This is a genomic window from Streptomyces sp. ME02-8801-2C (assembly GCF_033793965.1).
Lineage (GTDB): Bacteria > Actinomycetota > Actinomycetes > Streptomycetales > Streptomycetaceae > Streptomyces.
On record NZ_JARAXP010000008.1, the window covers coordinates 481,348 to 506,793 of the forward strand.

At 69.1% G+C, this 25,446-nt stretch carries 24 protein-coding genes, 1 tRNA gene and 1 pseudogene; 12 read left to right on the forward strand and 14 right to left on the reverse strand.

Going from position 1 to position 25,446, the window contains the following annotated elements; genetic code table 11:
* The first annotated feature begins 46 nt into the window (after positions 1 to 46).
* A complete protein-coding gene (locus PV396_RS28040) occupies positions 47 to 1,507 on the forward strand; it encodes an MFS transporter (protein ID WP_319209170.1) in 1,461 nt (486 codons plus the stop codon).
* A gap of 78 nt (positions 1,508 to 1,585) precedes the next feature.
* Here PV396_RS28040 and PV396_RS28045 read toward each other — a convergent pair whose 3' ends face one another.
* Positions 1,586 to 2,380, reverse strand: a complete 795-nt coding sequence (locus PV396_RS28045) for an IS5 family transposase (protein WP_319209171.1) — start codon at positions 2,378 to 2,380, stop codon at positions 1,586 to 1,588.
* A 243-nt stretch (positions 2,381 to 2,623) separates the two neighbouring features.
* On the opposite strand from PV396_RS28045, the pseudogene PV396_RS28050 reads away from it, so the two are divergent.
* A pseudogene (locus PV396_RS28050) lies at positions 2,624 to 3,331 on the forward strand (ATP-binding cassette domain-containing protein); the annotation flags it as partial.
* A 79-nt stretch (positions 3,332 to 3,410) separates the two neighbouring features.
* Here PV396_RS28050 and PV396_RS28055 read toward each other — a convergent pair.
* Complete coding sequence (locus PV396_RS28055; protein ID WP_319209173.1) at positions 3,411 to 4,259, reverse strand: helix-turn-helix transcriptional regulator; 849 nt, start codon at positions 4,257 to 4,259, stop codon at positions 3,411 to 3,413.
* Between the two features lie 103 nt (positions 4,260 to 4,362).
* Between PV396_RS28055 and PV396_RS28060 the strand changes: the two genes are divergently transcribed.
* Positions 4,363 to 5,070, forward strand: coding sequence for an SDR family NAD(P)-dependent oxidoreductase (locus tag PV396_RS28060; protein WP_319209174.1), 708 nt, complete (start codon positions 4,363 to 4,365; stop codon positions 5,068 to 5,070).
* A gap of 316 nt (positions 5,071 to 5,386) precedes the next feature.
* On the opposite strand, the gene PV396_RS28065 is transcribed toward PV396_RS28060, so the two are convergent.
* Entirely contained in the window at positions 5,387 to 6,463 is a 1,077-nt protein-coding gene (locus PV396_RS28065; protein WP_319209176.1) for a saccharopine dehydrogenase family protein, read from the reverse strand.
* 95 nt (positions 6,464 to 6,558) lie between these two features.
* On the opposite strand from PV396_RS28065, the gene PV396_RS28070 reads away from it, so the two are divergent.
* Both PV396_RS28070 and PV396_RS28075 read left to right on the forward strand, forming a co-directional pair.
* A complete protein-coding gene (locus tag PV396_RS28070; RefSeq protein ID WP_319209178.1) occupies positions 6,559 to 7,539 on the forward strand; it encodes a helix-turn-helix domain-containing protein in 981 nt (326 codons plus the stop codon).
* Between the two features lie 116 nt (positions 7,540 to 7,655).
* Positions 7,656 to 9,335: a cellulase family glycosylhydrolase gene (locus PV396_RS28075; protein WP_319209180.1), complete on the forward strand. Its 1,680-nt coding sequence runs from the start codon at positions 7,656 to 7,658 to the stop codon at positions 9,333 to 9,335.
* 101 nt (positions 9,336 to 9,436) lie between these two features.
* Here PV396_RS28075 and PV396_RS28080 read toward each other — a convergent pair whose 3' ends face one another.
* The gene (locus PV396_RS28080; protein WP_319209181.1) at positions 9,437 to 12,421 is read right to left on the reverse strand and encodes a M36 family metallopeptidase; all 2,985 of its coding nucleotides are present in this window, start codon (positions 12,419 to 12,421) and stop codon (positions 9,437 to 9,439) included.
* Between the two features lie 154 nt (positions 12,422 to 12,575).
* Here PV396_RS28080 and PV396_RS28085 point away from each other — a divergent pair, with 154 nt between their 5' ends.
* From PV396_RS28085 to PV396_RS28115, 7 genes are all read left to right on the forward strand, one after another.
* The gene (locus tag PV396_RS28085) at positions 12,576 to 12,704 is read left to right on the forward strand and encodes a hypothetical protein (protein ID WP_319209182.1); all 129 of its coding nucleotides are present in this window, start codon (positions 12,576 to 12,578) and stop codon (positions 12,702 to 12,704) included.
* A 343-nt stretch (positions 12,705 to 13,047) separates the two neighbouring features.
* The gene (locus tag PV396_RS28090) at positions 13,048 to 15,213 is read left to right on the forward strand and encodes a nitrate- and nitrite sensing domain-containing protein (protein WP_319209183.1); all 2,166 of its coding nucleotides are present in this window, start codon (positions 13,048 to 13,050) and stop codon (positions 15,211 to 15,213) included.
* On the forward strand, positions 15,210 to 15,629 hold the full coding sequence (locus PV396_RS28095) for a roadblock/LC7 domain-containing protein (protein WP_319209184.1): 420 nt from the start codon (positions 15,210 to 15,212) through the stop codon (positions 15,627 to 15,629). The genes PV396_RS28090 and PV396_RS28095 overlap by 4 nt, the downstream gene beginning before the upstream one ends.
* Before the next feature lie 147 nt (positions 15,630 to 15,776).
* On the forward strand, positions 15,777 to 16,559 hold the full coding sequence (locus PV396_RS28100) for a phosphotransferase enzyme family protein (RefSeq protein WP_319209186.1): 783 nt from the start codon (positions 15,777 to 15,779) through the stop codon (positions 16,557 to 16,559).
* Positions 16,560 to 16,713: 154 nt separating this feature from the next.
* Positions 16,714 to 16,869 (forward strand): hypothetical protein, encoded by a 156-nt coding sequence (locus PV396_RS28105; protein ID WP_319209188.1) that lies wholly within the window; start codon positions 16,714 to 16,716, stop codon positions 16,867 to 16,869.
* Between the two features lie 98 nt (positions 16,870 to 16,967).
* Positions 16,968 to 17,237 carry a DUF6924 domain-containing protein gene (locus tag PV396_RS28110; protein ID WP_319209189.1) on the forward strand — a complete coding sequence of 90 codons (270 nt, stop codon included), beginning with the start codon at positions 16,968 to 16,970 and terminating at the stop codon, positions 17,235 to 17,237.
* A 170-nt stretch (positions 17,238 to 17,407) separates the two neighbouring features.
* A complete protein-coding gene (locus tag PV396_RS28115) occupies positions 17,408 to 17,785 on the forward strand; it encodes a beta/gamma crystallin domain-containing protein (protein WP_319209190.1) in 378 nt (125 codons plus the stop codon).
* A 129-nt stretch (positions 17,786 to 17,914) separates the two neighbouring features.
* On the opposite strand, the gene PV396_RS28120 is transcribed toward PV396_RS28115, so the two are convergent.
* The 10 genes from PV396_RS28120 to PV396_RS28160 form a co-directional block, all read right to left on the reverse strand.
* Positions 17,915 to 17,987, reverse strand: a tRNA-Arg gene (locus tag PV396_RS28120).
* A gap of 300 nt (positions 17,988 to 18,287) precedes the next feature.
* Positions 18,288 to 19,436: an FAD-dependent monooxygenase gene (locus PV396_RS28125; protein WP_319209192.1), complete on the reverse strand. Its 1,149-nt coding sequence runs from the start codon at positions 19,434 to 19,436 to the stop codon at positions 18,288 to 18,290.
* A gap of 136 nt (positions 19,437 to 19,572) precedes the next feature.
* On the reverse strand, positions 19,573 to 20,574 hold the full coding sequence (locus tag PV396_RS28130) for a hypothetical protein (RefSeq protein ID WP_319209194.1): 1,002 nt from the start codon (positions 20,572 to 20,574) through the stop codon (positions 19,573 to 19,575).
* A 38-nt stretch (positions 20,575 to 20,612) separates the two neighbouring features.
* Positions 20,613 to 21,497: an aldo/keto reductase gene (locus PV396_RS28135; RefSeq protein ID WP_319209195.1), complete on the reverse strand. Its 885-nt coding sequence runs from the start codon at positions 21,495 to 21,497 to the stop codon at positions 20,613 to 20,615.
* 70 nt (positions 21,498 to 21,567) lie between these two features.
* Positions 21,568 to 22,356, reverse strand: coding sequence for an SDR family NAD(P)-dependent oxidoreductase (locus PV396_RS28140; protein ID WP_319209197.1), 789 nt, complete (start codon positions 22,354 to 22,356; stop codon positions 21,568 to 21,570).
* 36 nt (positions 22,357 to 22,392) lie between these two features.
* Positions 22,393 to 22,710 carry a putative quinol monooxygenase gene (locus PV396_RS28145; RefSeq protein ID WP_319209198.1) on the reverse strand — a complete coding sequence of 106 codons (318 nt, stop codon included), beginning with the start codon at positions 22,708 to 22,710 and terminating at the stop codon, positions 22,393 to 22,395.
* Between the two features lie 13 nt (positions 22,711 to 22,723).
* A complete protein-coding gene (locus PV396_RS28150) occupies positions 22,724 to 23,497 on the reverse strand; it encodes an SDR family oxidoreductase (protein ID WP_319209200.1) in 774 nt (257 codons plus the stop codon).
* Positions 23,498 to 23,591: 94 nt separating this feature from the next.
* Positions 23,592 to 24,572, reverse strand: a complete 981-nt coding sequence (locus tag PV396_RS28155) for an aldo/keto reductase (protein ID WP_319209201.1) — start codon at positions 24,570 to 24,572, stop codon at positions 23,592 to 23,594.
* Positions 24,559 to 24,711 (reverse strand): hypothetical protein, encoded by a 153-nt coding sequence (locus tag PV396_RS45220; RefSeq protein WP_416071488.1) that lies wholly within the window; start codon positions 24,709 to 24,711, stop codon positions 24,559 to 24,561. Before PV396_RS45220 ends, PV396_RS28155 begins: the two co-directional genes overlap by 14 nt.
* Entirely contained in the window at positions 24,669 to 25,373 is a 705-nt protein-coding gene (locus PV396_RS28160; RefSeq protein ID WP_319209202.1) for an aldo/keto reductase, read from the reverse strand. Before PV396_RS28160 ends, PV396_RS45220 begins: the two co-directional genes overlap by 43 nt.
* Positions 25,374 to 25,446: the final 73 nt, after the last annotated feature.

Here is a 25,446-nt window from a genome sequence, read left to right on the forward strand (position 1 = left end):
CTTTTCCCTTTCCGCAATCGCCGCACTCCGTTCGCAGAGGCTCTTCATGCACCGCAAGTCCACCCCCCTCACTTTCGTGGTCCTGGCGATCGGTACGGGCGTTTTCTCCATGCTGCAGTCGCTGATCGCGCCGGCCCTGCCGACCGTGCAGCACGCCCTGCACACCTCTCAGTCCACCACGACCTGGGTGATGACGGCGTATCTCCTGTCCGCCTCGGTCTTCACGCCGATCCTCGGCCGCGTGGGCGACCTGATCGGCAAGAAACGCACCCTGGTCGCCGTCCTGGCCACCGTGGCGGTTGGCTGTCTGCTCGCCGCGCTCGCGCCGAACATCGGCGTGCTGATCGCCGCCCGGGTCGTGCAGGGCGTCGGCGGCGCGCTGTACCCGCTGTCCTTCAGCATCATCCGGGACGAGTTCGCTCCCGAGAAGGTGAGCGGCGGCATCAGTGACCTGTCCGCAGTCGCCGCGGCGGGCGGCGGCGTCGGCATGGTGGCGGCCGGTCCCGTCGTGTCCGCGCTCGACTTCCGCTGGCTGTTCTGGATCCCGGCCGCCATCGCCGCCGTCACCGCGCTCATCGCCCTGCGGTACGTGCCCGAGTCGCGCAACAGGGCGGAGGGGAAAGTAGGTTGGCTCGGCGCCGTGCTGTTGTCGGCATGGCTGGTGGCCCTCCTGCTGCCGCTCAGCCAGGCCGGCCAATGGGGTTGGGGTTCGGCGCCCGTGATCGGTCTGTTCGCCGCCGCCTTGGTCCTGTTCGCGCTGTGGTTGCTGGCCGAGTCACGCTCGCGCACCCCGCTGATCGACCTGCGCGTGATGCGGCTGCCCGCCGTGTGGACCACCAACACCGCGGCGCTGCTCTTCGGCGCGGGCATGTACGCACTCTGGTCCTTCCTGCCCGGCTTCGTGCAGACACCGAGTTCCGCCGGGTACGGCTTCGGCGCGAGCGTCACCGCCGCCGGCCTGCTGATGCTGCCGATGCTGGTCGCGATGGTCCTCTCCGGCGTGCTCAGCGGCCGTCTGGAGCCGGTGCTGGGCGCCAAGACCCTGCTCACGGCCGGTGCGTCGCTCTGCGCCCTCGCCTGCGGCTTCCTCACCCTCTGGCACCACGAGCAGTGGCAGATCGCCCTTGTCGCGGGCGTGTTCGGGCTCGGTATCGGCCTGGCCTTCGCCGCGATGTCCCACCTGATCGTGGCCAGCGTCCCGGCCGACCGGACCGGTGTGGCCACCGGAATGAACGCCAACATCCGCACCATCGGCGGCTCCATCGGCACAGCGGTGACCAGCGTCCTGGTCACCGGCCGGCTCCAGCCCTCGGGCCTGCCCTACGCCTCCGGCTACACCCACGGCTTCGCACTGCTGGCCCTGCTGTGCCTGACGGCGGCCCTGGCAGCCCTCCTGGTCCCGGTCCGGCACACGCGACCGAGCCGCTGGGTACGGCTGTCAGCCGCCCGCGGCACATCGGCGGTGAATTCCGGTAGCACCGGAATCTCGAAGAGCAATGAAGCGTGAACAACAGTGAGCGAACTGAACGATCACGAGATCGACGGCATCCATGTGTATCGAGCCGACCCCGAGAAGGGCACGCGGTTATTGATCACGCGGCGAGCGTGAGTTTAGCGGTGCGGTGTCGGCGTTCGATTCATCGGGGCTGAGGTGGCCGTTGGCCGAGTGCCGGCGGCGGGTGTTGTAGCGGGTCAACCAGGCGAAAACAGCTCTGCGGCAGGGGCCGGCGTCACCGTAGTCGTGGGCGCCCTGGAGGGTCTCGCGTTTCAGGGACTTCACCGCCCCGTGGATGATCACGGCGTCTTTGAAACCCTGGTCGACCAGGACCTTTTCCAGGCGCATCCCGCACCGCTCGGCCGCCTGGTCCAGCAGGGCGATGCCGGCCTCGTTGTCATGCGCGCTCGCGGCGAGGATCACCACACCGATGATCAGGCCCAGCACGTCGACGGCAAGTCCCCGCTTCCTGCCCGGCGTTTTCTTGTGTGCGTCCAGTCCCGTCGTCGCCTTCGGCACCCCGGCCGCCACGCGGACGGACTGGGTGTCGATGATCACCAGGGACGGGTCCTCTAATCGTCTGGCACGCTCCCGCACCTGACAGCGCAGGATCTCCTGGATCCGCTGGTCAAGGCCGTCCTGGCGCCACAGGGTGAAGTAGTAGAACACCGCCGACCAGGCCGGGAGATCGTGCGGCAGGAGCCGCCACTGACAGCCCGTCCGGTTCTGGTAGAGCAGCGCGTTCACGACCTCACGCAGGTCGCAGGAGCCCGGGTCCCCGGTCGCCGACCGCGCCACCCGCTCCTGCTTCCACGCGGTGACCAACGGCTCGATCAGCGCCCACTGCTCGTCGGACAAGTCGGTTGCGTACGGCATCCGTTCCATGCCCGCGACTCCATCATGCACACGACATGACGCGAGCGTGGAACCGTCCCATCACCCACGAACGGGCGACACCACATCATCAGGAACGGGACTTAACGGCTCTCACCGGTAGAAGTTCGGGGTGCCGCGCATGCACCACACCGCAGCGGGCATGATTGCGAAATGCTCAGCGGCGCGTTCCCAGACACTGTTCAAGCAGTGTTCAGGAAGTACCCGCATTGTTCATTCGGGCGCGGAACCTACATCACCATCCCGACCGGCCGGATCATCGCGCTGGTCGGCAACAACGGCAGCGGCAAGTCGACCCTCGCCAAGCTGCTGTGCGGGCTGTACCCGCCCGACACCGGCCGCATCCTCTGGGACGGCATCGACTCCACCGAGCTGGACCGGGGCGACCTCTTCGACCGGATCGCGGTCGTCGCCCAGGACTTCTACCGCTGGCCCTTCACGGCCCGCGTCAACATCGCCATCGGCCGTCCCGACGCCCCGCACGAGGACGAACTCCTGCACGCCGCCGCCGAGTACGCGGGCGCCGACGAGACCATCGCCGCCCTGCCCCGAGGCTGGGACACCCTCCTCGCCCGCGGCTACAAGGGCGGCCACCAGATCTCCGGCGGCCAGTGGCAACGCCTGGGCATCGCCCGCGCCCGGCACCGCGACGCCCGCATCCTGGTCGTCGACGAACCGACCAGCGCCCTGGACGCGGAGACGGAGCAGCGAGTCTTCGACCAGATCCGCAGCCTCGCCGCGACGGGCCAGACGATCATCCTGATCACCCACCGCCTGCACAGCGTCAGGCACGCCGACGAGATCTACGTCCTGGAAAGGGGCCGCGTCGCCGAACACGGCACGTTCGAGGAGCTGTTGAGGCCGGGGGGCGACGGGCCGGGGCTGTTCCGGCGGATGTATCTGGTGCAGTCGGAGCAGTATCGGGTGGACGGAGAGGGGTGATCCACGCGTGGTGATCGTCCGCGGCTGACGCGTCAGCCCTGCTTCTCCCCGAGTGCCTGACCTGGGCGGGCTGAGTGTGTCAGGTGGCGGGATCGGTGAGCGTCTGGGTGCCGAGCACTGTCAGTAGGGCGAGGCGTTCTGCGTCCTCGGTGCCGGGTTCGGCCGTGTAGACCATGATCCGAAGGTCGCTGCCCGCGACCGTGAGTACGTCGCAGTCCAGTGTCAGAGGTCCCGCATGTGGGTGGTCGATGGTCTTGCGTGCGGCCTCATGGCGGCCGACGGTGCCGGCATCCCACAGCGCGGCGAACCGGTCGCTGTTCGCGCGTAGTTCCGCGATCAGCCGCTGCAGTCGCCGGTCGGCCGGGTAACAGCCGGCCGCCGCGCGCAGGTCTGCCACCAGCGCGGCCTCGAAGTCGCGCAGGGACTGAGGCGTGTGCCGGGCCCGGGTGCCCGGGCCGAGGAAGTGGCGCCACACACCGTTGCGCTCGTTGCCACGCCATCCGGACGGATCGCCCATCAGGGCCGCGTACCGCGCGTTGGCCGTGAGGAGGCTCCAGGAAGCGTCGTAGACCGCCACGGGTGTCCCCGTCAGTCTGTCGAGCAGCCGCTGGACACTCGGGGTGATGTACCCCGGCACTGTCTGCGGGCCCGGCGGCACGTGCCCGGCCAGCCGGAACAGATGGGCGCGCTCGTCCCCCGACAGCCGCAGCGCCCTGGCCAGCGCCTCGACGATCTGGGACGAGGGATGGGCCGCGCGGCCCTGCTCGAGCCGGGTGACGTAGTCGACGGACATCCCGGCGAGCATGGCCAACTCCTCGCGGCGCAGCCCGGCCGCGCGCCGAACAGCGCCGACGGGCAGCCCGGCCGCCTCGGGTGGGATCCGGTCGCGCCAGCGACGCACCGCCTGCCCGAATTCCGTCGTCGCCATACCTGCCAGTGTGCACCGCCCACCGTCCGGCCCGCCTGGTACTGCCAGTCCCAGGAAAACCGGACGCCTGGCTGACCGAATGGTCCGCACGCACCGTGGAGCCATGACGACAACACTGATCACCGGAGCGAACAAGGGTCTCGGCTTCGAGACCGCCCGCCGCCTCGTCGCCGCAGGCCACACCGTCTATATCGGCAGCCGGGACCCCGAGCGCGGCCACCGGGCCGCCGTGCGACTGGGCGCGCGGACCGTACAACTCGATGTCACCGACGACGCCTCCGTCGCGGCAGCCGCCGAGACCATCGAAGCCGACGGCGGACTGGACGTGCTGGTCAACAACGCCGGCGTCGAAGGAAGAAGCGAGGACAACGACGTGATCGGCGCCGCGGACGTCACCGCCGACATGATGCGGCAGATGTTCGAGACCAACGTCTTCGGCACGGTGCGGGTCACCCACGCGTTCCTGCCGCTGCTGCAGCGGTCCGCTTCCCCGGTCGTCGTCAACCTCAGCAGCGGCCTGGCCTCCCTCACCCGGGCCACCACCGCCGGCACCCCCGTCCACGCCTACCCCGGCGTCGCGTACCCGGCGTCGAAGACCGCGGTCAACATGATCACCGTGCAGTACGCGAAGGCGTTCCCGAACATGCGGATCAACGCGGTGGAGCCCGGTTACACCAAGACGGACCTCAACGGGAACACCGGCATCCAGACCGTCGAACAGGGCGCCGAGATCATCGTCCGCATGGCACAGACGGGCCCCGACGGCCCCACGGGAGGCTACTTCGACGCGGAGGGGCCTTTGCCCTGGTGAGCTTCTGGGGCCTGGCGACGACGAAGACGAAAGGGTGACTGAGCGCCTCACCTGACGCATCCCGCCGACAGAGCGCCCAGCCGGATATCGGAGGTTTTGGGGATCCGGACAGTAGCGCCGGCGATACTATCGCCGCCGATACTCTTCCTGGTGGGACCATCGCCTACGTCGGCGATCACCGACGAACCGGTCCCCCTGGTGCGAAGAACTGCTGGGCGCCCGGCGCAGGACCGCTGCCGCCGCCACGGCCGAACCCGGAGAGTCCCGCCCTTGTCCGGACGGCTCCAGCCCGGACAGGCCCACTCACCCCCACCCCCTACCGGGACAACTCCACCGACACATGCGCCGACAGCGCGTCCAGGAAGTCGGTCGCGTCGAACGCCGCCCCCGCCGACAGCACCCCCACCGCCCGCGTCTGCCCCGTCAGTACTCGGCGTACCGCCTCCACCGCCAGTGGTGCGCTGACCGCGTAGATGTCCCGCCCGCTCGCCACCGCCCGCCGCTCCACACCACCGGACCGTACGACGACGTCGACCACGAACGTCTGCGCGGACCGCCCATCCTCGTCGACCGCGACCGGTGCCGGGGTCTCCGGTGCCGCCAGGTCCCTGGCCGCGTCGGCCGCCATGTAGGAGCGCACCTCGGGAATCGCCAGGTGGCTCGGGACGGTGACCACGTCGGCCATCGAGAACTCGCCGATCACCTCCCGGGCGCCCATCGGGTCCGGGAAGGTCCACTTCAGGGTCGGCAGGGCGTCGTCGTGGTACTCGAGGCCGCCCCCGCTGTAGCGGACCCGGCGGCCGTTCCTGCGGTCCCGGGAGACCGTGCCCGCGATGCGCGTCCCGGCGGTGGGGTGCCAACTGCTCAGCCCGTACGCGACATGCGCCTCGTCCGCCGACGTCCAGTCGCCCATCGCCGCCGTGACCAGCAGATCGCTGAGGCCGCCGAAGAACGCCATCGCCGGGACGACCACCGCGTCCGCGGCCCGCGCGCGGTCCCCGAAGTGCGTGAACGTGTCGAGGTTGGCCTCGATCTCCGCCGCCACGTCCACATACGGGATTCCCGCCCGCAGTGCCGCCTCGATCACCGGCGCCCCCGTCGCCGCGAAGGGCCCGGCGCAGTTGATCACGGCCGCCGCTCCGGCCAGCGCCCGGTCCAGCGAGCCCGGGTCGTCGACCGAGGCGGGGCGGACCTCGAGCCCCGGGCGGGACACCGCCGCCAACTCCCGCAACCGCTCCGGGTCCCGCCCGGAGAGGACCGGGACGAACCCCTTCTCCACCAGCTCCGCCACCACGAAGCGCCCGGTGTGCCCGTACGCGCCGTACACCACGACCGTCTGCCCGGAAACCGTCTGCCCGGAAACCGTGTGCCCGAACTCCATTGCCGATCCCATGACTTCTCCCCGTCCTGTTCGCATGACCACCATCCTGGCGACGCCCACCGCCCCGCACGAGTGTCCGGAACGACATGCCCCGTACAATTACGGACATGAGCAGGAACCCGGGTACCAAGACCGTCGCCCTCGCCCTCACCGAGGGCATGCTCCACTTCGAACTGGCCGTCGCCCACGAGGTGTTCGGCTCCGACCTCTCCGGCCTCCCCGGTCTGGCCTTCCCCTGGTACGACCTCGCCGTCTGCGGCCCCGCCCCCGTCCGCGTCGGCAGATTCCTCATGGAGCCCGACGCCGGCCTCGACCAACTCCCGTACGCCGAAACGGTGATCGTCCCCGGCTGGGCCGACATCGACATCGCCCCGCCCGCCGAACTGGTCGACGCCGTACGCGCCGCCCACGACGCCGGAGCCCGCATCGCCTCCCTCTGCACCGGCGCCTTCGTACTGGCCGCCGCCGGAATCCTGGACGGTCTGCGCGCCACCACTCACTGGGCGCACACCGATGACCTGGCCGCCCGTCACCCCCTCGTCGAGGTCGACCCGGACGTGCTGTACGTCGACAACGGCAGCGTGCTCACCTCCGCCGGCAAGGCGGCCTCGATGGACCTGTGCCTGCACCTCGTACGCCTCGACCACGGCCCGGCGATCGCCAACACCGTCGCCCGCCGGCTCGTCGTACCCCCGCACCGGGCCGGTGGTCAGGCGCAGTTCGTCACCGCGCCGGTGCCCGCCCAGGACGACCATCCGCTCGCCGCGCTGCTTCCGTGGGCGATCGAACGGCTCGACCGCGCGCTGACCGTGGAGGACCTGGCCCGACGGGCGAACATGAGCTCGCGCCATCTGGGCCGCCAGTTCCGGACCGTCACCGGCACCACCCCGCTGCAGTGGCTGCTGAACCAGCGGATCCGGCGCGCCCAGGAGCTGCTGGAGGCCACCGGCGACAGCGTGGACGCCATCGCGGAGGCCGTCGGCATGGGTACCGCCACGACCCTGCGCCGGCACTTCAACCGCACGGTCGGAGTTCCGCCGGACGCCTACCGCCGTACGTTCCGCAGCGCACGGTCCCTGACCCGCTGACGAGCGGCGGATGTCTGTGCGACTCCTTGACGTGTCCCTGCCGCAGTGCGTTTATGGGAGCGCTCCCATATTTCTGCTGATCTGAAGTTTCTTGGCGCTCACTCCCTGGAGTCGCAGTGAGAACAACGAGAAGCACGACGACAAGCACCACGCGAAAGAGCTCCCTGGCCGTCCTGCTGACCGCCCTGGCCACCCTCCTCGGCCTGCTGGCGCTCGCCCCGACCCCCACCCAGGCGCAGGCCGCACCACCCGGCGCCCTCGCCACCGGCCTCCACATCTCCAATGGCCGTCTCCTCGAGGGCAACGGCAACGACTTCGTGATGCGGGGCGTCAACCACGCCCACACCTGGTACCCGACCCAGACCCAATCCCTCAGGGACGTCAAGGCGTTGGGCTCCAACACGGTCCGCGTCGTCCTCGCCGACGGGCATCGCTGGACGAAGAACAGCGCGGACGACGTGGCCGCCGTCATCGCGCAGTGCAAGGCCAACCGGCTGATCTGCGTGCTCGAGGTGCACGACACCACCGGCTACGGCGAGGAGGCCGCCGCCGGGACGCTCGACCAGGCGGCCGACTACTGGATCGGCCTCAAGAGCGTGCTCGAGGGCCAGGAGAACTACGTCATCATCAACATCGGCAACGAGCCCTGGGGCAACACCGATCCGGCCGGCTGGACCGCCCCCACCGTCGCCGCCGTACAGAAACTGCGCGCCGCCGGCTTCCAGCACACGATCATGGTGGACGCGCCCAACTGGGGCCAGGACTGGCAGGGCGTCATGCGCGCCAACGCCCAGACCGTGTACAACGCCGACACCACCGGCAACCTGATCTTCTCGATCCACATGTACAGCGTCTTCGACACGGCGGCGGAGATCACCGACTATCTGAACGCCTTCGTCACGGCCAGACTCCCCATCCTCATCGGTGAGTTCGGCGGCCCGGCCGACCAGTGGGGCGACCCCGACGAGGACACCATGATGGCGACCGCCCAGCAGCTGAAACTGGGCTACCTGGCCTGGTCGTGGAGCGGCAACACGGACCCGATCCTCGACCTGTCGATCGGCTTCGACCCCAAGCAGCTCAGCGCCTGGGGCCAGCGCATCTTCAACGGCGCCAACGGCATCGCCCAGACCGCCAAGGAGGCCACCGTCTACGGCGGCGGCACGGGCACCGACACCCAGGCCCCGACGGCCCCCGGCGCCCCGGCGGCTTCCGGAACCACCGCCACGTCAACCACCCTGAGCTGGGCCGCAGCCACGGACAACGTTGCCGTGACCGGCTACGACGTCGTCCGCGTCAACGGCACCACGGAGACGACAGCCGCCGCCTCCACCACCAACACGGTCACGGTGACCGGCCTGACCGCGTCCACCGCGTACACCTTCGCCGTGTACGCACGGGACGCGGCCGGCAACCGCTCGCAGCGCTCGGCCACAGTGAACGTCACCACGTCCCCGGGCGGCGGCACCCCGGGCGTCAGCTGCTCGGTCGCCTACCGGGTCGTCGGCGAATGGCAGGGCGGATTCCAGGGCGACATCACCCTGCGCAACACGGGTACGGCCGCCCTCACCAACTGGACGCTGGGCTTCAGCTTCGCGGGCGGCCAGACGATCAACAACATGTGGGGCGGTACGCCGACGCAGAGCGGCGCCAACGTGAGCGTCGTACCCGCGTCCTACACGGCCACGATCCCGGCGGCGGGCTCGGTCACGGTCGGCTTCATCGGGGCGAAGGGGGCGACGAACCCGGCGCCGACGTCGTTCACGCTCAACGGCAGTACCTGCACGACGAGTTGACCAACTCTGCCTGATCGCACACCAGTCACCAGTCACCAGTCACCGGAGGGCGGCGTCCCGTAATCGGAACGCCGCCCTCTGGCCTGCTGATTGACTGTTCGTCAGCCCTGGTGGACCGTGCCGTTGACGATGAGCTCGGACATGTCCATGTACTGGCAGCCGGACGGGCCGCTGTCCTGCGCGCAGTCCACGCCGTTGTCGACGGCCTGGTTGCCCAGCATCGTCACACGGACGTACCGGACGTTCTGCCCGGTGCCCGTGTTGAGGGCCACGACGTTCTCCCGGCCGGTGTCGGCGGGAGAGAAGTGGCCCTCGGCGGCGGTGGCCCAGGTGGTGCCGTCCGCGGACGTCTCGATCCGGTAGTCACCGAGGGACGCCGTCAGGTCGTCCCCGCAGCCCGACGTCGGGTCGACGCGCAGCTCGCTGACGTCCACGGCCGCGGGCAGCCGTACGGTGTTGTGGACCGGGTCGACCCCGGTGCCGTTGGTGCCGCCGTTGGCCTCGGAACCCCAGACGGAGCCCCCCATGTCGATCAGACCGGCGGGTCCGCAGCCGAAGTCGCTGTAGTCGGCGCCGCTGAACTCCGCGATCTCGGCGCCGCCGGAGGAGGCCGACCAGTTCCGGCGCAACGCCCAGTCGGCGGCACCGGCGGTGATGGTGACCGTACGGATCTGCGGCTCGTAACCGCCGCCGCTCGCGTACACCTTCCGGTACGTGCCCTCGGGGACGTTCCGGATCGCGTACGTGCCGTCCGCCGCGCTCACGGCGGAGAGGTCGGCGCCGGGGAAGCCGGAGGCGTGGCCGCTGATGCTGACGGTGACCCCGCCGACCGGGTTGCCGGACAGCGTGTCGGTGACCTTGCCGGTCAGCGTGGCCAGCGGGGTGTCCGGGCCGGGCGGCAGCGAGAAGTCCTCGTCGGGCCGTACGTCGTCACCCGTGAGGGCGGCGGCGTACCAGCCCATGCCCCGGTGGGCGAAGACCTTCCAGATGCGGTCGTGGGCACGCCCGCCGTTGACCACGGTGTCGGCCTGCAGAATGGCGTTCCGCTGGTCGAGGAAGGACGGGTTGACGGGCGACAGCTCCATCGCCCGGGTCACCAGCGACTCGGTGAGCCGGCTGCCGAGGGTGTTGCGCAGGTCCCAGAGCGTCTGGCCCCAGATCTCGCCGTCGGCGTGCACCTCGGGACCGCCGCGGCGGGAGATCTTCCCGTAGTCGCCGTAGGTGTACCCGCCCGGACCCGCGGCGTCGGTTCCCTGGCACTTGGCCGACGTGGCGCCGACCGGGCAGTCCATCGACTGGGTGCGCGCGGGCAGTTCGTCGCTCCAGCCGGGCGCGTCGAGGTTCACGTCGCCGTCGACGCGCCGGTTGTCCTTCAGCAGGCCCTCGTTGTTGAGGAAGTCGAGGGCGTACCAGTCGCTCCACGCCTCGCCCATGGCGTTCGACTGCTGGCTGTTGAGGGCGGGGACGCCGTCGGCGTCGGTGATGAGCCGGTGCGACAGGCCGTGGGTGTACTCGTGGTACACGGTGGCGGCGTCGTCGCCGAAGTTGCCCTGCAGGACGTTGAAGCCCGGTATGGACCCGGTCAGGTACATCTGCATCGTGGGCGCCTGGCCGTCCGGCGGCGTACCCATGTTGGCGTTGTTCAGGTGGTCGCCGTCGGGCAGGCCGTCCTTGATGGCCGCGCCGTCGTCGGTCTGCGCCTGCACGGCGTCGCCGTCCCGGCTGTCGAAGTTGCCGGCGGCCCGGGTGAAACCGATCGGACCGGCTTCCAGATGGTCGTGGAAGGTGCCGAGGAAGTAGAAGACCTGCGCGGCGTTCTGCTCGCGGTTGGTCTGCCAGGAGTTCGGCGTCTTCTGGTCCCACGAGCAGGGCAGCGGGGTGCCGCAGCCGTCGCCGGTGAACGGCTTGAACGGGAAGGAGAACGTCCCGTCGGCGGCAGGGGTGATCTCCTCGCCCGGGTCCAGCTCGTCGTTGTCGTTGACGTCGCTGAAGACGTGCGCCACCGACCCGTTGAGGGTCTGGGCGCCCTGGGGGAGCCAGCCCCGGGCGGTCAGATGGCGGGTGTGCTGCTTGCCACCGGACCGGGCACCCGGGTACTGGTCCCAGACCAGCACCTTGCCGGTACGCAGGAGAGGGCCGGTGGACTGCTTTGCGGGCTTGTCGGAGGCGAGCGACGCAGCATGCCTGGCGGATCCGGCGGACGACGAGTCGGAAGAGGAGTCGGAAGAGGAGTCGGACGACAGGTCGGAGGACAGGTTCTGTCGGTACAGCACCCGTCCGGTAGCCGCGTCGACGACGTGCAGCCACATACCCTGGCCGTCCGGCACGGTGACCGTCCGCCACGCACGCCGGGCCACGCCGCCCGGCTCCGTGTACACCACCTGCTTGGCCGTGTCCGAGGCGCCGAGGCTGCTGTCCCCGGCGCCCGCGATGTCGCGAAGGGCGTTGCGCCGGGCCTGAGTTCCGCTGACCTTGGCGGGCGCCAGCGCGGACGGCAGCCCCCGTACCGGGGAGCCCAGCACGCTGATCAGCCGTCCGTCGCGGGCGACGTTGGCCTTGACGCCGTTGCCGAACACCGGGACGCCTTCGACCGACTGGACGAACGACAGATGACGGGTGCCGGCGACATCGGTGTACTGCTTGCGCAGGGTGAGACCACGGACCTGGTCGGCGGAGAGCCCGAACACATCGGGATGCGCCCGCAGATAGTTCCGGGCGATGTCCTCCGGGGTGGCGCCACTGGCCGAGGTCAGATACCCGTCGAGCCGGGCGACCTGGCGTGCGGTACCGGTGTCCGGGTCCAGCTCGAGCACACCCTGCGTTCCGAGCTGCTTGCGCAACTGCCGTACGCCGGGCCGCTGTTCGGCCTTCGTGAGCCGGGCGTCGCTTCGCGCGAGCGACTGCTGCGAGGGTATGACCGGCGGACTGTCGGCCGCCGGTGAGCCGGAGTCGGCCGCTGGGCGGTCCACCGGGTCGCCGGGGGCCGCGCTCGCGCCGCCCGGCAGCAGAGCGACGGCCAGCGAAAGGCATGCCGTCGCGGTGAGTATGGACGCGCGTGTTCTGCGCGAGAAGGGGGCTTTCGCCATGCTGCGCCTCGTGGGGGGTGAGGTTTCAACGACCGCGTGTGGCAGCCGAGTTGTACTTCACAAACCTCTCAGGACGCCCAGCACAACAGGAAGTCCGAGAGTTCGATGTTCACAGGAGCCTCACAGACCTCAGGGTTGGCCGAGCGTCACCCCGGTGAGCACGTTGCCCGTGCCGGCGCCGAGTGTGGGTCTCGTGGACGCCGAGTACGGCTCGGAACTGGTCCTGCGCCTCGTGGACCCGGCCTGCGTGCGGACGTCGCGGATCGACTCCACAGGCAGCTGAGTCATCTGCGGCAAGAGCGCAAGGGTGCTGAACGGCTCATATCCGCGTATCGGGGACTTGGCGTGCGCGCGCGGTCTCACCCCGCTGACCAGGGATGTGAGTTCGGCGCAATCCAAGTCCTCACGGGGTCTAACAGGTCCGAAACCGGCCGCTGCGGCAAGGGGACTAGCTTCGGGACATGAGGGTGTGGACGCCATCACGGCGACTGGTAGCCAGGCTCGGCAGGCCCGGCGCGGTCGGCAAGCGCGTTGTCGGAAGGGACCTTTCCGGGGGCGTTTCCAGGGGTGCGGGGGGCACGGGGGGTGCGTCAGGTGAGGTGATCGCGTCAGGTGAGGGGATCGCCGTGGGTGAGGCGAGTGCCGGGGCGTCGCGTCGCCACCGTGGTCCCGCGGCTTCTCCGCGCCGTCCGCTGCCCGGCTGGCGCACCATCAGGGGCCGGGTGGCGGTGGTCATCACCGTCCCGATCTGTCTGCTGCTGACGGTGGCCGGGCTGGCCGTATACGGCCGTGCCGAGGCCGTGGGGGACGCCCGCACGACCCGCGCCGAGGTCGGCCTCAGTCTGCGCGTCCAGGCACTGGTGCATCAGCTGCAACGCGAACGCGGCCTGACGAACGGTCTGTTGGGCGGCGAGTCGGGATACCGCACACAACTCGCCACCACTCGCAAGCGCGTCGACACGGCGCTGCGCGCGATGCGCTCCGAGCGCGACGTCGAGGCTGTCGTCCAGCGGCACCTGCGCCGCCTGACCGCCATCCGCACCGCCGCCGACCGGGACGCCGACGGAATGAGCACCACGGGCCGCACCGCCGACCGCACAGCCACCCTCACCTTCTACACCACCGCCGTCGACGCCCTGAACGCCGTCGACCCGGTGGCGGACACCGCGACGCGCGACGACCGCCAACTGCGCGACGGACTGGCCGCGTTGCGGGAACTGGCGGCGGCCAAGGAGTCCGTCGCCCTCGAACGCGGCCTGCTCAACGGCGTGTTCGCCGACGGCGCCTTCCACGACCGCGAGTACCTGACCTTCACCGAGGTGCGGGCCACCCGCGTAGCCGCCCTCGCCCGCTTCCGGCAGGTCGCCACAGCACCCCAACTCACAGCTCTCAAGCGTGCGTTCGCCACGAAGGACGCCACCCGCGCCACCGCCTACGAGAGCAGGGCGGAAACCGCCGCCGACGGCTCCCCGCTCCGCGCCGACGCCGCCACCTGGTGGGACGCGATGACCGTACTCGTGGACGACCTGTACGCCGTCCAGCAGACGGTCGGCGACGACGCACGGGACCGGTCCGACCAGCTCAGTCACGACGCCGAACTGGCCCTGGCCGCCTACCTCTTCGCGGGCGCGCTGATGGCCACCCTGGTCGCCGCCCTCGCCGCATTCGCCTCGCGCTCCCTCACCCGCCCCCTCCGCGCACTCGCCGAGGCCGCCCACGACGTCGCCAGGAACCGACTGCCGGCGACCGTCGCCCGTATCCAGCAGTCCCCGCAGAACCAGGCGGAGCTCCCCGAGGCCGAGGCGCAACCACAACAACTGGGCGGCGCGGCCGAGATCACCGAAGTCGCGGAATCCCTGCGCCAAGTGGAGCAAACCGCCGTTCAACTGGCCGCCCAGCAAGCCGGTTTGCGTCGCAACACCACCGAATCGCTCGCCAACCTCGGCCGCCGCAACCAGAATCTCGTACGCCGTCAGCTCGGCCTCATCACCCGTCTGGAACGACAGGAACTCGACCCGGACGCCCTCGCCGAACTCTTCGAACTCGACCACCTGGCCACCCGGATGCGGCGCAACGCCGAGAGCCTGCTGGTCCTGGCCGGACAGAATCCGCCCCGGCCCACGGCGGCGCCCGCCGACGGTCTGGAGGTCGTCCAGTCCGCCGTAGCCGAGGTGGAGCAGTACCGCAGGGTCCTGATCGCGGCGGTGGAACCGGTGCGCGTACGCGGCCACGCCGTCGCCGATGTCGCCCACCTCCTCGCCGAACTCCTGGAGAACGGGCTGACGTTCTCGCCCCCGACCGAACGGGTCGAGGTGCACGGCTGGTACGACACCGAGGACGACACGTACAGCTTCGCCGTCGTCGATCACGGCGTCGGCATGTCGGCGGCCGACAAGGAACGCGCGGAGGCCCGCCTCTCAGGTTCCGGCGAGGACGCGTTCCTCGCCGCGCCGACCCGCTTCCTGGGCCACCTCGTCGTCGGCCGGCTCGCGCAACGCCTCGGCGAGGGCGCGAAGGTCCACCTCTTCGACACCCCGGGCGGCGGCCTGTCGGCCCTCCTCGTCCTGCCCGCCCGCCTGCTGGCCCCCGCACAACCCCCGCAGCCCCTATCCGCCCCACCCACACCTGCTCCAGCCACACCTGCCCCACTCCCGCCCGCCGCACCACCCGCTCCCGCTGTCTCCGCCCTGCTCAACGGTTTCCGGGCAGGTGTCGCCCGAGCCGAGGCCCGAAGCACACCTCGAAGCACACCTCGAAGCACACCCCGAAGCACCCAAGGAGCGTCATCGTGACCACCGCCGTCCAGAGTTTCGGCTGGCTCGTCTCGGAGTTCGTACGGACCGCCGACGGCGTCACCGACGCCGTCGCCGTCTCCTCCGACGGCCTGCTCATGGCCGCCTCCGACAACCTCGGCCGAGACCGCGCCGACCACCTCGCCGCCGTCGTCTCCGGCATCACCAGCCTCGCCCAGAACGCGGCGACGACACACGGCTTCCGAGGCATGAAGCTCGTCATGATCGAAATGCTCGGCGGCTTCCTCATGGTCGGCCGCATCCGCGACGGCAGCTGCCTGGGAGTCCTCGCCACAGAGGGCTGCGACGTAGGCCTGGTCGGCTACGAAATGGCCGTCCTCGCCGATCGCGCGGGCGAACTCCTGACCCCGCAACTGGTACGGGAGCTGCATTCGGCGCCGCTGGGGGCGGGATAGCCGCGCTCGGCGGCGCCGAATGGGGGAGATGACCGCTGGTGCACAGCCACAGCGTGAACCGCGCTCAGAACCTGGTAGGCATCGAACTCGGGGACGCTCCCTCTTTAATGATGTGATCATGCCGAGCTGATCCGACACACTGGTTCGATGCGGCACGATGATGAACAGCCTTTGTCCGGTGGCAACGTCAGTGATGGTGTCGTTCGCGTCGGGGACACCGTTCGCCGTCCGGCCGGACCATGGACTCCCGCTGTGCATGCCCTGCTCGCCCACCTGCACGAGGTGGGATTCGGCGCGGCGCCTCGTCCGCTCGGCATCGACGATCAGGGGCGTGAGGTCCTGACCTTCATGCCGGGAGACGTGATCTGGCCCGACCGGTTCTCGCTGCTGGAACCCGCTCGTCAACTGGCTCGCGTGGCACGGCTGATCAGGGACTTCCACGACGCCGTGCAGGACTTCACGCCGCCCTCCGACGCACGGTGGCAGACGCTGATCCCCCCTGAGGGCAGTGACATCATCGCCCACCACGACCTGGCCCCCTGGAACCTCGTGGTCGCAGACGAGGCGCGGTGGGCCTTCATCGACTGGGACGGTGCGGGTCCCGGCTCGCGCCTGTGGGATGTCGCGTACGCCATTCACGGGTTCCTCCCGCTGTCCGCGCATCCGGACTGGCAGAGCCCGGACGCGGCGGACCGACTGCGAGTCTTCGCCGACGCCTACGGTCTGGCCGAGTCCGAACGCCGCCAGTTGGTCCCTCTACTGGGGCGCCGTACGCGTTCCATGCACGACTTCCTGCGCGACCAGGCAGCCCAAGGAGCCCAGCCCTGGGCAAGGCTGTGGGCCGAAGGCCACGGGGACGCCTGGCGAAACGACGCCGAATACATCGAGCAACGCGAAGAGCAGTGGATGCAGGCCCTGCTCGCCGGCTGAGGCCTCAGCGCCCGTGCCTGGCTCCCGGCGTCGAACGACATGACGACATCTCGAAATGGATCACTCACCTGGGCATTCGCCGGACATTGAAGCGGAGCCTTCGCCTGATCATGTGCTCCGACCAGGTGCACCGATCGAGACGAAGGCCGTGAGGGTGAGACTGCTGCCTGACGCCATGACCGCGCGCGGGGACGAACTGTTCGACCTCGTGGACGCGTTGTTGTGCGCGGACGAGAGCTACGGCCTCAACTCGGTGCGGATACTACGAGAGTTCGGGCGGCGCGTATCCGAAGGGCAGCCAGTGCTCTGACCACGATGGTCCGGGTTCGGGTACTGTCCGCGTATGCGCCAGTTCCCTCGCACTCTGGAAGCCCTCGTCGTGCGCACCGACTTCTCGGCAGATGGTGCTTGGGAGACGAAGACCTGACGCCCGACCAGGCCCTCGAACTGGTCCCTGCGGACTACCAGCATCCCCTCCTTGTCCTGGTCGACTCCACAGCTGTCTCCTCAGCTGAACTGCCGCTCCTCGTAGTGGACAGGAGAGGGGAACGTGGACGTTGCGTCCGCGTTGTGGCAGCCGAGTTGTGGAGCATCGAGAACAACCTCTCGGGCGCGAATATGGACTTCGAGGCGTTCGTCGGCGCCAGGGACGACGACGGGGTGTTCCGAGGGTTTTGAGGTGGCGTAAGGGCAAGTGGATGTGTACGGGAGAGCAACCGCCTTTGTCTTTGCGGGCGTTGTTCGGAGACATTGCTGTTCATTGACAACTTTTTCGACTGTCGGCCCATCTCACTCCCCGAATCGCATCACGCGGAACTGCGAAACCTGACGCGAAAGAGGAGCCTTTGATGAGAACCCCCATCCGACGCCGCGCCCTCCACCTCGCCGGTGTGGCCGTCGCCGCGCTGGCGACCACCGTCGCGACCGCTCTCCCGGCCCATGCCATCAACCGGGTGGACTGCGGCACCTACGGTGAGCTCCTCTACTTCGAGACCGACGGAATCGATCCCTGCTTCGCCAACGCCGGCACCGTCGACGTCGCCATTTACGGCGTGGGATGGATGAACACCGGCAACAACGAGGTCAGCATCAAATACCGCACGGTCCTGGGCGGCCCACAGTGGGACTCGGGCCGACTCCCCAAGTACATGGCCTTCGATTTCGGCCGAGCGTCCGGTGCCCCCAGCGGCAAGGTCCACAAGATCGAGCAGATCACCATTTACTGAGCTGTTTCAGCGTGCTCGCAGATCTGTGAACCTACGCAGTCGGAGCACTGGTGAGCCCGATACTGTCGACGACGAAGGCCCAGGTCCGAGAATTCTCTCCTTGACCTGGGCCTTCACCGATCTACCCTGTGCCCTCGGCAGGATTCGAACCTGCGACACCGGCTTTAGGAGAGCCGTGCTCTATCCCCTGAGCTACGAAGGCGAGGGCTTGTAGAAGACCTTGTTGAAAACCCAGGGTGTGGATCTTCGGCGAGGAGTACAAGCCCGCTGGTCAAACGTGGTGCAACGCTCTCCACAGGGTCATCTGAGCAGACAACGTCACGTACCAACGGCTGACCAGGGACAGCCTAGCGGATGCGCGCCAGTGAGGGTCCTCGGTATAGGGGCAGAAGGGCGCTACGGCGAGCTGGAGTGCCTCTGACCTGCCGTGCCTGTGGTCTGGAGAGCGTGGTCGGTGGACGTGGAGGGAGCCGGGAGCGAGGGCGGTTGGACCGTTCTGCTCTCAGGCGGCTCGACCGGTGAAGGAGCGGCTGAACTGCTGTCCCGACTGGACCATGCCGCGGACGTTGCCGAGCCGCTTCCTTTCGTACGCTCCGAGAGACTGCGCCACCGTCGATCCACGCACGCCCACAGCAACGGATTCGGCGACGGCCTCGGCGTCGTAGAGCGATGCGCTGAAGCCCGAGCCGGTCATCGGGGTCGGCACATGCGCGGCATCTCCCACGAGGGCAAGACGCCCGTTGGCGAGCTTGTCGGGGACGTACTCGGCGATGGGGGTGCCGATGACGGCACGCCGCTCGACGCAATCAAGGATGGCCTCGCGCCAGGGCGACGGCCACAAGTCCTCGGCTCTGTCCGCGAGCTCGCGCAAGGTCGCCTCCGGTATGTCGGCGGAGGTCAGCGACCGGCGCACGACGTTGCCGACAACACTGCCCGTTTCGCGAAGGAGAACATTGTGGCTCGCGTCGTACCAGGCCCAGCCGACCTGGCGGGAGCCTGGTGCGACGGAACCGTCAGGGCCGGGCAGTGGGTAGCCGAGGAGATAGTCCTGGCCGCCGCTGACGATGTCGACGTTCCGTGGCAGGCGGCGTGAGGACGCGAGCGAGGACTCGTTGGTGAGGCCGAGCCAGATCAGGTAGCCGGCGAACGTCGCGTCGGGCTTGTCGGGTGCGACGCCGAGGCGCACGACACTTCCGTGGCCATCCGCCCCGATCACAACATCGCCGCGGAACGTCTGCTGGTCCGAGGTGATCACCCAAGCGGAATCCGCGTCCTGGTCGACGCTCCGTACGATCGTGTGGGGACGAAGCTCGATATAGGGGTCGGCGTCGACGGCCGCCCGGAGCCGGGCGTGGACCGCCATCCAGCTCTGCACACCGGGAGCCACTGAACTCAGTGGCGCCGAACCGCTCTGCGAGTGACGGGATCCCGTGATTCTGCTGAGGAAGCCCTCACTCACCCCGCCGAGAGCAGCCCCCTTCCGGGCCCGAGGGGCGGCCCCCGATCGCTCCAGCATCGTCACGTCGACTCCGGCCTGCGACAGAGCCAATGCGGTCATCAGACCCGCGAGAGACGCACCGACGACGATGGCGGCGCCATGGCGCTCGTCCCGGTTCCCGGAACGGGGCACGTCGCGCATAGCTGTGGTCATGCTGTTGTTCTCCTCACGGAGTCGTCACGGTGGTGGTCCGGGCGGGCGCGCTGTGGCAGGCGCCGAGGCTCTGGGCGGACATCTCGGCGGCGCTGCCCAGCGTGATCACCGGAATTACGAGGAGCTGCCGGGGCGCTCAGTGTGAGAGCAGCGCGCCGAGGTCGATCTTCCCGCTCTGCACTTGCGCGTCGTGGGGCTCGTTGAGTCCGCCGTCGGTGATGTACAGCCGCTTCCCGCGCACCGCGGTGGCGGTGGGCGAGGCGAGGCCGTGAGAGGCGGTCAGCACGGTCCTGGTGGTCCCGTTCGGGTAGACGACCGCGATCTGGTTCTGTGTGTTCAGCGCGGCGAACACGACGTCGGAGCGGTCGCTGAGGAAGTTGAAGTCATCGATGCCAGTGAGGCCGCCGGAGACGGTGTGGACCCGGCCCGGAGCTCCGGCGGCTGTGACGGGGATCCGCAGCAGGGTGCCCTTGCTGAGGTTGGAGACCCATACGGCGCCATTGTGGAAACGGAGTCCGTTCGCGCCGTACGGCACCGGTGCGGACGCCTCGATCGCGAGGGCGGGGTCGACCAGCCACGCGGTCGCAAGGCCGCCGGAGACCGGTACGGCCCAGACGGTGGCCATCCGGCTGTCGGCGACGTACAAGGTGCGCCCGGCCGGATCGATGGCCAGACCGTTGGGGACTCCGCCCGCGGGCAATGCCGCGATGCGGTGAGGAGTGCCGCCGTGCGGCAGCTTCCACACCCCGTTGCGGGAGGCATCGGAGGACCACACGTTGTAGTAGACGGTGCCGTCGTGGCCGCGGGTGTTGCCGGTGATCCCGTCGCCCTTCTGCCCGGTGACCAGCACCGTGCGGTGCCCGGACGGCGCGATCCGCACCAGCGCCGGCCGTTCGCCCGCGGGCGCGCCCACCATCGAGACGGTCAGCGAATTGTCCGGGGCGACGGTGATGTTCTCGGGCACGTCGCCGGTGGCGAAGTCGAAGGCGGCCACGGTCTTCACGTGGGTGACGGCGGGCCGCGCGTTCGCGTGTCCGGTCGCGGCGGACGCGTACGGTGCCGAGACGATGACGGCTGCGGTCGCGGAGATCGCCGCGAGCTTGAACGACTTCTTCATGGATATGTCTTTCGTGATCATTGCGCTCTTTCGTTTTCTGCGTCGGCGCCGGGGAGTCCCTAGGCGGGGATCGGGAAGCCGGCGTTGTCCAGGTTGAGCGAGTCAGGGTCGGGTCCGCCGCGTACGCCGGTGTCGAGGGCGTCGATCGCGGCCACCTCGTCGGGGGTCAGGGCGAAGTCGAAGACGTCGAAGTTCTCGGCGATGCGATGGGCCTTGACGGACTTGGGGATCGCGCAGAAGCCGTGGTCGAGGTGCCAGCGCAGCACCACTTGCGCGGGTGTCTTCGCGTACTTGTCGGCGAGGGCGGTGATGACGGGGTCTTCGAGTGGGTTGGTGTCGGCACCCCGGTAGACGTAGGAGCCGCCGATGGGCGACCACGACTGGGTCAGGATGCCGTGGCTTTCGTTCGCCGCGCGCCACTCGCCCTGCGTGTAGTAGGGGTGCACCTGGATCTGGTTCACCGCCGGAACGATGTCGGTGCGGGAGATGAGCTCGTCGAGCTGCTTCGGCGTCTGGTTCGACACGCCGATCGCACGGACGCGCCCCTCGGCGAGGAGCTTCTCCGCCGCCTTGTACGCCGCGATCGTCTGCTCGAAGTCGGACGGCAGCGGCTGGTGCAGCAGCCACAGGTCGAGCTGCTCGATGCCCAGCTTGCGCAGACTCACGTCGAAGGCCCGCAGCGCGGAGTCGTAGCCGTAGTCGCTGATCCACAGCTTGGTCGTCACGAAGATCTCGGAGCGGTCCACGTCGGAGCGGGTGATCGCTTCGCCGACCTCCCGCTCGTTGAAGTAGGCGGCGGCGGTGTCGATCAGCCGGTAGCCGTCGTGCAGCGCGGTCAGGACCGCGTCGGTGGTCTCCTCGGGGGCGCTCTGGTAGACGCCGAGTCCCAGGGCGGGGATCCGTACGCCGTTGTTCAGGGTGATGAGTGGGTTCGTTGCGGTCATCGTTCACTCCGATCGGGTGGGCGCACGCAGCGGTGCCCGCGTGCGGACGGGAAGGGGGACGGACGCGGGCTCAGTCGGCAGAGACCGCTGTCGGCAGTTCGACGCCTGTGAGATCGGCGCAGTACTTCAGCAGTTGGTCCTGCACTTCGGGCGACTGAGTCGCCGGGTGCGGAGGGCGGGGCTGCTGGTGGTGGAAGTAGCGGCCGGTGACCAGCGCCGCCGCGTCGTTGCCGACCGCCAGCCAGGCCTGGGTCACCGGAGCCGGCCGCAGGTCGTCGGTGGCGCCGCTCCCGCCCATCTTCGTGGGGACCCAGCCTGGGTCGACGGCGTTGGAGAGCACCTCGGGCCATCTCCTCGCGACGGCGAGCATGAGAGCGGTGACGTGGAACTTCGACTCCGAGTACGCCTGGGAGCCCTGCCACGGCCGCGTCGCCCACTGCGGGTCCCGCAGGGTGGCCTCGCCGCTGTGGTGCATGCCGGAGCTGAGATAGACGACGCGTCGGGGCGGGGTGATCAGCGTCGTGAGGAGGTAGGGCGCCAGCACGTTGACCGCGAAGACGTCCGAGAGGCCGTCCTCGGTCTCCACCCTGCCTCGCCCGTAGTAGCCGACGCCGGCGTTGTGGATGACCGCGTCGAAGGTGCCCAAGTCGTTGACCTGGGTGGCCACATCGCGGGTCCGGGCGATGCTGGAGAGGTCACCGACGGCGACGCCCGCGTTGTCCGGGAGCGCGGCGTGTGCGTCGCGGGCCCGGGGGTTGTTACGTGCGTGGAGCGCCACCGTGTGGCCCTGCCGCAAGAGCAGTTGGGCGGCCATCAGGCCGAGGCCGTCGGTGGAACCGGTGATGAAGATGCGAGCCATGAGTATGTCCTGAAGGGTTCGGACCCCGGCCGGTCGCTAGTTGGGGTCGCTGACCCGATTGCTGGTGGTGACCTTGAGGGGTACGGCGAGCAGCGGGAGGAGTTGCTCGACGACTTTGGTCACGTTCGGGTGCTCGGCGTGTTCCGCGACGGCCTCGGGCGAGGCCCAGCCGTCGACGATGTAGAAGGTGTCGGGCTCGTCCGACTGCTGGTAGAGGTCGTAGTAGAGGCATCCCGCCTCGGCCCGCGCGGGGCCCACGAACTCCAGCAGGAGCTCCTTGACCCTGGCGCGGTGGGCCGCCTTGCCGCGTACCTCGCAGATGATGTGGCGCTCTGCCGACTTGACCGTGGTCATGTGGATTCCTTTGTCAGTTCTGGCCGGCGTAAACGCAGGTCATGCCGCCGTCCACGACGAGGTCGACGCCCCTGATGTAGCGGCTGCTGTCCGAGGCCAGGAAGACGAGGGCGTCGCCGATGTCCTCGGCCGTTCCCACGCGGCCCGCCGGAATCTCCTTCGCGACGCGCTCGACGTAGGCGGCGATGTCGTCGTCGCTCAGCTTCTGTTCGTGGTTGTAGCCCTCGGTGGGCACCACTCCGGGGCTGATCGAGTTGACCCGGATCCCCCGGTCCTTGAGGTCCGTCGTCCAGCTGCGGGCGAGGGAGCGTACGGCCGCCTTCGACGACGCGTAGACGGCGAACCCGGGCAGCCCCATGTCGGCGGTGATCGACGCGTTGAGGACGATGGACGCGCCGTCGCGCAGGACGTCCAGCACGCTCTGCACCGTGAGGACGACGCCCTTGATGTTGATACCGAGCTCGCTGTCGATCTGCTCCTCGGTCAGCTCGGCGAGGGGCGTGGCGTGTCCGCCACCCGCGTTGGCGAAGAGGATGTCGAGGTGGCCGTGCGCCGCCTTGATCGTTTCGGCTACGTGCAGCATGTCGCTCTTGCTCGTGACGTCGGCACGGATTCCGGTGGCGGACGGGCCGAGCTTCTCCGCGGCGGCGTCGAGCACGTCCTTGCGCCGGCCTGTGATGTAGACAGTGGCTCCCTCTTCGATCAGCCGCTTGGCGGCGCCGAAGCCGAGTCCGGTCGTGCCGCCCGTGACCAGGGCGATCCGCCCCCTGAATGCCTGCGATTCCACGTGAACTTCTCCTGAGGTGCAGGGCCTTCCTGGCGAAGCGCCTCGAACAGGGCTCCGGCGCTTCGTCAGGAACGGGCCGATGGAGGCCGGTGACTTACCGGTTGATGGTCTTCTGCTGCGCTGCGGTGTACCGATCGCCCTTGATCTGCACCTGGGCAACGGCCTCTTCGATGCGCTTGAGGTCCTCGGAGGTCAGTTCCACGGTGTCGGCGCCGATGTTCTCTTCGAGGCGGTGCAGCTTCGTCGTGCCCGGGATCGGTGCGATCCACGGCTTCTGCGCCAGCAGCCAAGCGATGGCGGTCTGAGCCCGGGTCGCCTGCTTGGCGTCCGCGATCTCACCCAGCAGCGCGATCAGTGCGAGGTTGGCCTCACGCGCCTCTTCCTCGAAGCGCGGCAGCACGTTACGGATGTCGTTGGCCTCGAACTTCGTGTCCTGGCTGATCGCGCCGGTGAGGAAGCCCTTGCCGAGCGGGCTGAACGGCACGAAGCCGATGCCCAGTTCTTCCAGGGTCGGCAGGATGGTCTCCTCGGGCTCGCGCCACCACAGCGAGTACTCGCTCTGCAGGGCCGTGACCGGCTGGACCGCGTGAGCCCTGCGGATGACGTCCGGACCCGCTTCGGACAGGCCGAAGTGCTTGACCTTGCCTTCCTGGATGAGGTCCCGGACCGTGCCGGCGACCTCTTCGATCGGCACGTCGGGGTCCACCCGGTGCTGGTAGAACAGATCGATGCGGTCGGTCTGCAGACGCTGCAGGGACTGCTCGGCGACCAGCCGGATCCGCTCCGGCCGACTGTCCAGCCCCGCCGTGGGGTTGCCGTCCTTGAACCCGAACTTCGTGGCGATGGAGACCTGGTCGCGCACCGGCGCCAGGGCCTCGCCCACCAGCCTTTCGTTCGCTTCCCCGTACCCTTCCGCGGTGTCGAAGAGCGTCACACCGCGCTCGGCGGCCGCCCGGATCAGCTTGATGGCCTCACCCGTGTCCGCGGCTTGGCCGTAGCCGAAGGTCATTCCCATGCAGCCGAGCCCGATCGACGACACTTCGAGCCCGCTGTTTCCCAGTTCACGCTTCTTCATTTTCGTTCTCCTTTCGAGTGGCCACGAGCGACGACAACGCCGTGGCCGGTATGGGTCCTTCGGCGCGGTGGAGGGCGACCAGGGTGGCAACGGTGATCAGGCTGCGGTCCCGCTGGGACAGGCCCTCACTCGCCCACACCTCGCCGAAGAGGACGTCGTCGGTGAGCCAGTTCGGGCGCGAAGTCGCCGAGCAGCTTCTGTGCGGCGGTCTGTTCTTCCGTCATGGCGTTTCATCCTTATCGCGGACAGGCCGTGCTCGATGTGCCAGCGCAGCACGATCTGCGCGGGGGTCTTGCCGTACTTGGCGGCGATTCGAGTGATGACCGGGTCCTGCAGCGGGCTCCTGCCCGCGTGCGGGGCGTCGGGCCAGTACAGGTTCACCGCGCAGAGGAGCGACCACGCCTGGGTGACGATGCCGAGGCCGGCATGCGCCTCGCGCGGCTCGCGCTGGATGAAGTAGGGGTGCAGCTCGACCTGGTTGACCGCCGGTACGACGTCGGTGCGCTCGATCAGGTCGTCCAGACGCCCGCGGCTGAAGTTGGAGACGCCGATCGCCCGCACCCGCCCGTCGGCCAGCAGCTTCTGCGCTGCCTCGTACGCGGCGACCGTGGAGTCGAACTCGGACGTGTACGCCTTCTCGTTGCCGTGGACGGCAGCGGTGTCGATCAGTCGGTAGCCGTGCTGGAGCGCGGTCGTGACCGCGGTGGCGGTCTCCTCCGGTGGGCTCTGGAAGATGCCCAGGCCGAGCGCGGGCATCTGCACGCCGTTGTTCAGCGTGATCATCGTGCTCTCGCCAGTCATGGTGTCCTTCCATGAGCAGGGACGGACCGATACGAGGTTCGGCACCGGTCGGCCCCAAAGCGGGGCACTGACC

Excerpts from the sequence above, each read along its gene's own strand:
- PV396_RS28040 (WP_319209170.1), top strand. The coding sequence starts at position 47 with ATGCACCGCAAGTCCACCCCCCTCACTTTCGTGGTCCTGGCGATCGGT.
- PV396_RS28045 (WP_319209171.1), bottom strand. The coding sequence starts at position 2,380 with ATGGAACGGATGCCGTACGCAACCGACTTGTCCGACGAGCAGTGGGCG.
- PV396_RS28055 (WP_319209173.1), bottom strand. The coding sequence starts at position 4,259 with ATGGCGACGACGGAATTCGGGCAGGCGGTGCGTCGCTGGCGCGACCGG.
- PV396_RS28060 (WP_319209174.1), top strand. The coding sequence starts at position 4,363 with ATGACGACAACACTGATCACCGGAGCGAACAAGGGTCTCGGCTTCGAG.
- PV396_RS28065 (WP_319209176.1), bottom strand. The coding sequence starts at position 6,463 with ATGGGATCGGCAATGGAGTTCGGGCACACGGTTTCCGGGCAGACGGTT.
- PV396_RS28070 (WP_319209178.1), top strand. The coding sequence starts at position 6,559 with ATGAGCAGGAACCCGGGTACCAAGACCGTCGCCCTCGCCCTCACCGAG.
- PV396_RS28080 (WP_319209181.1), bottom strand. The coding sequence starts at position 12,421 with ATGGCGAAAGCCCCCTTCTCGCGCAGAACACGCGCGTCCATACTCACC.
- PV396_RS28100 (WP_319209186.1), top strand. The coding sequence starts at position 15,777 with ATGCGGCACGATGATGAACAGCCTTTGTCCGGTGGCAACGTCAGTGAT.
- PV396_RS28115 (WP_319209190.1), top strand. The coding sequence starts at position 17,408 with ATGAGAACCCCCATCCGACGCCGCGCCCTCCACCTCGCCGGTGTGGCC.
- PV396_RS28125 (WP_319209192.1), bottom strand. The coding sequence starts at position 19,436 with ATGACCACAGCTATGCGCGACGTGCCCCGTTCCGGGAACCGGGACGAG.
- PV396_RS28130 (WP_319209194.1), bottom strand. The coding sequence starts at position 20,574 with ATGATCACGAAAGACATATCCATGAAGAAGTCGTTCAAGCTCGCGGCG.
- PV396_RS28135 (WP_319209195.1), bottom strand. The coding sequence starts at position 21,497 with ATGACCGCAACGAACCCACTCATCACCCTGAACAACGGCGTACGGATC.
- PV396_RS28140 (WP_319209197.1), bottom strand. The coding sequence starts at position 22,356 with ATGGCTCGCATCTTCATCACCGGTTCCACCGACGGCCTCGGCCTGATG.
- PV396_RS28145 (WP_319209198.1), bottom strand. The coding sequence starts at position 22,710 with ATGACCACGGTCAAGTCGGCAGAGCGCCACATCATCTGCGAGGTACGC.
- PV396_RS28155 (WP_319209201.1), bottom strand. The coding sequence starts at position 24,572 with ATGAAGAAGCGTGAACTGGGAAACAGCGGGCTCGAAGTGTCGTCGATC.
- PV396_RS28160 (WP_319209202.1), bottom strand. The coding sequence starts at position 25,373 with ATGACTGGCGAGAGCACGATGATCACGCTGAACAACGGCGTGCAGATG.